This window comes from Caballeronia sp. M23-90 (assembly GCF_053574605.1).
On sequence record NZ_JBSIPA010000403.1, the window covers coordinates 1 to 6,014 of the forward strand.

Genomic DNA, 6,014 nt, shown 5'->3' on the forward strand with positions numbered 1-6,014 from the left:
TCTCGCCGAAAGCATTATAGAAGCGCCGCGTGCAATACAAATTGCTGCAAGTACGGATTACGCACTACCCTGCAAGGCATCTTCCACGGTGATGCTCCCCCTCCGACCACACCGCTTCGAGCGCGACGGCGCAATCGCCGTTCGTCTCCAGCCACATCTCGACCTCTTGCCGTTCCTCTACATGACTCGCGTGAAACGCATCGATCATTTTTGAAGCCGCGGTGGCATGCATGGAGATCCTTGAAACCCGTGGAAGATGCCTTGCAGGGTAGTGCGTAATCCGTACTTGCAGCAATTTGTATTGCACGCGGCGCTTCTATAATGCTTTCGGCGAGTGATCCTTACAGTGTCTTACCTGGCATGCGCGTTACACGTCAACGATTCACCTCGCGTTTCACCTGTGTTCCCACATCCTCTTATGGTGCCGCCCAGATGAAATCAAATGTCCGTTCCTCGTTTCTTCCTCGCATCTTCAAACATTTCCCCGCATCGAGCTTGACCGCCGTCGCCGCGACGCTTGCTTTCAGCGCGTGTGCGTCAACGTTTGCGCAGGACTCCGACGACTTTCGCAGCAGCAATCATGGAGGGCAGGACGTCAAGGTCATGATCGTTTCCATGTTCGGGCCGGAAGGTCAGGTCTGGCTCGACAAACTCGGTCCCTGGAAGACGATCAGCGTGCCCGGCCTCTCGCCGGACTACCCGGTCGTACATTGCAACCGGCAGGAGATCTGCGTCATGACCACGGGCATGGGGCACGCGAACGCCGCGGCATCGATGATGGCGCTGACCTTCTCCGATAAATTCGATCTGCGCCGCACGTACTTCATGATCGCGGGCATTGCCGGTATCGATCCAATACAAGGAACGGTCGGATCGGCGGCGTGGGCGAAATATCTCGTCGACTTCGGAATCCAGTGGGAAGTCGATGCCCGCGAGAAGCCGGATAGCTGGCCGAGCGGTTATCTCGGCATCAATACGAAGAGCCCTGCAGAGAAGCCACCGCTCGACTATAAGACCGAGGTGTTCCAGTTGAACCCGGCACTCGCCGATGCGGCGTATGCGTTATCGAAGAATGCCGTGCTCTCCGACAGCGCCGAAGCCCAGGCTGCGCGCGCGAAGTTCGGCTATGCGCCGGCCAACCAGCCGCCAAAGGTGATCCAGTGCGACACGCTCGCTGGAGACACGTGGTGGTCGGGGAAATATATCGGCGAACGGGCCCGCGACTGGACCAGGCTGCTCACTGACGGCAAAGGCGTCTATTGCACGACGCAGCAGGAGGACAACGCGACGTACGAAGCGTTGAAGCGCGCGGCGAGCGCCCATAAGGTGGATTTGAACCGCGTGGCGGCGGTGCGGACAGGCTCGGACTTTGACCGGCCCTATGAAGGACAGACTGCCTCGGACAATTTGCTGAACTATGCCGCGCAAGGCGGTTTTACGCCGGCTATCGAAAATCTGTATCGGGCGGGTAATCCGCTGGTGCAGGACATTGCCATGCACTGGGGCGAGTGGCGCGAAGGCGTGCCGCAACGCTGATCAGCGTCAATTGTTTCAACGGCGCGGACGCATCATGCGTCGGCGCCGCTCAAGCCGGATAAAAATTCCCGTCGATCCGGGACTGCCCTGTTGTTACAAACCGCCCGTAACAAGTTCGCCCATTCCCGTTTCGGTAATTTTTTTCTGCGAATCGAGCCCGGCTAACTGAAAGGCGGACGACAGAAGCGCCATGCGGGTTTTCCTTGTGGCGCATTCCTAAAATCCTGAGTCCAGTTGTAACAAATCCCGGCTAAACATAAACCTGTTAATTGTGAAATCGTGTCAACCGAGTGAGTGGGGTCTGCGTTTTTTCCTTAATAAAATCAAAAGCCAAGCAATTTATCTGGCAAAAGCAGCGGCGCAAAAACAACGCTAAAAACCGGTCACTTTTTCCTGTTACAAAGTTAAGAAAAAACTACCGATCCGCAGTGTTGTTTTATGGAAATTTATTATTGAGATGAGCTTGATTTCCCGATGCACGCTACTTACAATCCGTTTCACAGTGTTGTTACAAGATGTAACTCGCTGAAACAAGTTTGAATGTAGCCCGACAGAACAAACGTTTGGCTAGGCAAAGAAAGCCGGTAAAAAATTCGGCACGGTGCTCGGGGTTTATATCGAACGCAGGAACATCATGAACGGTCGCGAAACGCTGGACTCGATTCGAGAAATCAACTTGTCGTACATCATGCTTGCGCAGCGCATGCTGCGTGATGACCGTGCTATCGGGATGTTTCGACTCGGGTTGTCAAAAGAACTCGCCGATCTTCTGTCAGGCCTCACGCTGGCACAGGTCGTCAAGCTGGCGTCTTCAGACCAGTTGCTGTGTTTCTTCCGCTTCAATGATCACGCGATGTTGACTGCACTGACGGCGCCCGCGAAGCATGCGGATATTGCGCCGACACACGCAGCCATCTTGCTGGCCGGCCAGCCGGCAGAACAGTTCGTTTAAGCACGAGAGCGCGCCATGCTTAAGAAAAGCCTCACCGAAGATGCACAAGAAGTTTTCCGCGCGATCGCATTGATCGAACTCGGGGCGCGGATGCAGGTGCTCGAAAGTGAACTGACACTGTCGCGTGACCGGATGATCCGGTTGTATCGCGAAGTGAAGGGTGTTTCGCCACCGAAGGGCATGCTGCCTTTCTCGGCGGACTGGTATATGACGTGGCTCGCGAACATCCATGCTTCGCTTTTCTACAACACATATGTGTTCCTGAAGAAAGAAGCAGGCTGCTCGCACCTCGATGCACTGACCAAGGGGTATCGGCTGTATCTCGAACATTGCAGGAATAGCGATGTCGAGGCGGTACTCGATTTGACGCGGGCCTGGACCCTTGTGCGCTTTTTCGATGCAGGCATGCTGCAGTTGACCAAATGCTGCCGCTGCACTGGAAAGTTCATTGCGCACAAACATGATTTGCAAGAAAACGTGGTGTGCGGGGCCTGCCAGCCGCCGTCACGCGCGGGGAAGACCAAAAAAGCGGCGGCCGCCAGACAGGCGAGCGAGCAGACCGCGCTGGTGGAGTTGAGTGTTGTGTCGACCAATGAAGTGCCGGAACCGACGGTACTCGAAAACGCGGCGATGCTACAGCCGCGCACAGAAAGCCTGATTGCACAGGCTGCTTAAGGTAGCGTCGTTGCAGTCCCGAGGACCGTCCTTGACGGTGTGGCTGCCGGCTTGCTGCTGATACATATAAAAAGAATTTTTGGGCTGCCGAGGTTTGGCAGCCCTTTTACTTTTCAGGCGTTCGGTGTGTCATTCGCGTCCTTTGCATCCTTTGGGAAGGGCTTGCTGAGGAACTTCGATCCGGCGAGGCCAAAACGCCAGGGCACATCCATCGCTTTGGTGATGCCAATGCGCGGCCCCGCGATAACCGGACCTTCTTCTTCCGGCATTTCGATGGAAAACGGCGCCTCGAGCAGCGACATGCCATTGTTTCTATGAGTAATGCTGAGCGCCTGCGCCAGGCGGCCCGGTCCCGAACACAGCAATTTCGCCGGCTCCATACCGCGCCGTTGGCGCATTGCATCGAGTCCGGTCAGCGGTTCGACCGCGCGAATCAGCACCCCCGCGCCATGTCCGGCTTCCCGGCAGACAAAGTTCAAGCACCAGTGAATGCCGTAGGACCGGTATATATAAGCGTACGCGGGCGGGCCAAACATCACGGCGTTGCGCGGTGTGGGCCCGGAAAAACTATGCGATGCCGGGTCCTCGCGATCGTAGGCTTCCGTTTCCACGATCCTGCCGCCCACGCCATCGACGCTCAGGATCGCGCCGATCAAACGGCGTGCGACCTGCTCGGACGGCGCATTGAAATCGTCGGGCGTCGCGGCGCGCAAGGTAGTCGATGTCATGAGCGATGAATTGGTCCGAGCGGATTCGACCGTCACATTAACAAGAATCGCGCCGCTTCATTGGTTTTCGCTTTTAGATTTCAACGCATTCACCGAAAAGTCAGCGTCTCGAAGTCAGCCGATGTCCCCGCCGCCTGGCTCGCAAGGTCCCGGATCGCGATGGTCCGCGTGCTCGCCTCGTTCCATGGATTGGTGTACGTCAGCATCATGTTCGCCTTGTCGATACGAATGATCGCGAACGCGTGTCCGTCGCCCTTGGACCAGTCGCCGTTGCGCGCGGGTTTGCCGCCAAAGACCATGGCGTAGCGGCTGCCGGCGCCATTCGCGTGTTGCAATAAGTAGCCGGTGATCTGGTCGGGTGTGCTGTGGACATCGGCGAGACGATCGTGATCGCCCGCATGGCCGGCGAGCAATTCCATGACCTTGTTCGTCGGCAGCGCGCCTTGCTTCGGGTCCTTGTGGAAATACTGGAACATTGCGCCGACCACGGCCGCCGCGCCCGGATCGCCTTTGCCGAATTGATCGAGCTCGCCCGGATTCAACCGGTAAACCGTCGCGGGATCGCCCGGCAGGCTGACGTTGTAGCTGCCATCGGAAGTCAGGGTGACTGCCCGGCGCAAGATGGCCGCGCCGGTTTGCGTATTGGAGAACGCCTTCACCACGGAAATGCCGACGCAATCGCCTTCGCTGCTTTGATTCAAATGTGTGCCGATGGGACTCGTGATCTGGCTTCCCGGCATCGACACACTCCACTTGCCGAACTCGATCACGCTGCCCTTGGCGTCGCGCCGAAGCGCATTGACGCTTGCGCCGGCGTTGAATGTTCCATCGGATAATGACGCGATGATGTTGTGCGCGTCCGTCATGAGGTTGTCCCGCGCGCCGCCGTCACGTTGCATGGCGTCCTGGAAATTCTTCGCAGCCTGGGTGATTTGCGTGCGCCCTGCGTTGCCGATGGAACCGTTACGGCTCTGCTGAAGCGCTTGAACAAGCTGGCGATACGTGCTTTCCATGTCGCCAGACTCCGCATGCGCGATGCCTGCAGCGCCGAAGGTCAGCGCGCACGCCAGGAGTGAAAGTCGCGACAGTGCAGCTCGGGTCATTGTTTCCTCTCAGGGACAGTGGTTCGTTGAGAGGGACAACAGTCTATGCCCGGGCTTTATTCCGTCGGTTCAGCCTTGGCGTCGCGATGATACGCGCGTTGATCGTCGCGGCCGATGACAAGCAGTTCGAAGTGACGACGGATGGCATTCAATGGTTGAGCATCGATAGGCGATCCGTTCACTCAGCCCTGTAATTCCTACAACGAACTCAATGCTTCAGCTCGTTCTTCGTCAGCGCACCTGAACGCGGATCGACGTGGATGTCGTAGAACTGGCCTTGTTTCGTGGCTTCGCCTTCCCAGTGTCCATCGTCGGCTTCGAGGCGCACCGCGTCGTAACCCAGCGCCTTGACCTTCGCGATGGCCGCATCCTTCGATATCCAGTCGGCGCCCGGCTGGTCGTGCGCGAAGGCCGCACTGCTTGTTGCAAACGTGAAAATACATGCGAGTGCAATACCTGCTTTCTTCAACATTGGCTGTCCTTAATGAATCAAATATGATGGCCTGCAAATCTAACATAAGGCTTACGTGCGAGTGTGTGATTCATTGTCGCGACATTCGGCCAGGGCGTTGGCATAGCCATTGCAAGGTTTTCCTCGTCGGACCAACGACGGTCTTTCATAGGAGTCCATCATGCCGGAGAAGAAAACCATCGAGCGTGCGCACGCGGCGAAGCGCGCGGGCAAATCGTCGAGCACGCAGGCCGGTGCGTTCGTGAAGGAGCAAGTCGATCACGTCCGCGAAGGCAAGCATGGCGCGAAGTCCGCGAAGCAGGCGATTGCGATCGGGCTGTCGGAGGCACGCAGATCGGGTGTCGGCGTGAAGGCGCCGAAGAAAGGTACGACATCTGAAGGCGCACGCAAGAAAGCGGCGAAGGATACGCAAGCAGGTCAGCACAAGACGAAACGCAGCGCGAGCACGGAATCGAAGGCGAAACGCTCGGCCACGTCCACGCGCGTGCTCAAGCGCGAAGGCACAAAGGCGGCTTCGCGCACTGCGCTGTCCCGCCAGACGCATGCGA

Annotated in this window: 9 protein-coding genes; 5 read left to right on the top strand and 4 right to left on the bottom strand. The window is 57.5% G+C overall.

Features of this window, described 5'->3' with window-relative positions; translation table 11 throughout:
* The 4 genes from ACRXB1_RS28220 to flhC form a co-directional block, all read left to right on the top strand.
* Positions 1 to 214, top strand: a 214-nt coding sequence (locus ACRXB1_RS28220) for a hypothetical protein (protein WP_449493901.1), incomplete at its 5' end; no start/stop codon positions are given.
* 218 nt (positions 215 to 432) lie between these two features.
* A complete protein-coding gene (locus ACRXB1_RS28225; RefSeq protein WP_449493902.1) occupies positions 433 to 1,536 on the top strand; it encodes a purine-nucleoside phosphorylase in 1,104 nt (367 codons plus the stop codon).
* Positions 1,537 to 2,170: 634 nt separating this feature from the next.
* Positions 2,171 to 2,488: a flagellar transcriptional regulator FlhD gene (gene flhD, locus ACRXB1_RS28230; protein ID WP_056362507.1), complete on the top strand. Its 318-nt coding sequence runs from the start codon at positions 2,171 to 2,173 to the stop codon at positions 2,486 to 2,488.
* A gap of 15 nt (positions 2,489 to 2,503) precedes the next feature.
* Positions 2,504 to 3,163 carry a flagellar transcriptional regulator FlhC gene (flhC, locus tag ACRXB1_RS28235; RefSeq protein WP_056362504.1) on the top strand — a complete coding sequence of 220 codons (660 nt, stop codon included), beginning with the start codon at positions 2,504 to 2,506 and terminating at the stop codon, positions 3,161 to 3,163.
* Positions 3,164 to 3,276: 113 nt separating this feature from the next.
* Here the strand turns inward: flhC and ACRXB1_RS28240 are convergent, their stop codons facing one another.
* The 4 genes from ACRXB1_RS28240 to ACRXB1_RS28255 all read right to left on the bottom strand — a co-directional run bounded on the left by ACRXB1_RS28240 (position 3,277) and on the right by ACRXB1_RS28255 (position 5,466).
* Positions 3,277 to 3,891: a DNA-3-methyladenine glycosylase gene (locus ACRXB1_RS28240; RefSeq protein WP_449493903.1), complete on the bottom strand. Its 615-nt coding sequence runs from the start codon at positions 3,889 to 3,891 to the stop codon at positions 3,277 to 3,279.
* Positions 3,892 to 3,980: 89 nt separating this feature from the next.
* Positions 3,981 to 4,994, bottom strand: a complete 1,014-nt coding sequence (locus ACRXB1_RS28245) for a hypothetical protein (protein WP_449493904.1) — start codon at positions 4,992 to 4,994, stop codon at positions 3,981 to 3,983.
* Between the two features lie 56 nt (positions 4,995 to 5,050).
* A complete protein-coding gene (locus ACRXB1_RS28250) occupies positions 5,051 to 5,176 on the bottom strand; it encodes a hypothetical protein (protein ID WP_449493905.1) in 126 nt (41 codons plus the stop codon).
* Positions 5,177 to 5,202: 26 nt separating this feature from the next.
* Positions 5,203 to 5,466 carry a PepSY domain-containing protein gene (locus ACRXB1_RS28255; RefSeq protein ID WP_174362450.1) on the bottom strand — a complete coding sequence of 88 codons (264 nt, stop codon included), beginning with the start codon at positions 5,464 to 5,466 and terminating at the stop codon, positions 5,203 to 5,205.
* 160 nt (positions 5,467 to 5,626) lie between these two features.
* Between ACRXB1_RS28255 and ACRXB1_RS28260 the strand changes: the two genes are divergently transcribed.
* The coding region (locus ACRXB1_RS28260) for a DUF6496 domain-containing protein (protein WP_449493906.1) at positions 5,627 to 6,014 on the top strand (388 nt) is incomplete at its 3' end.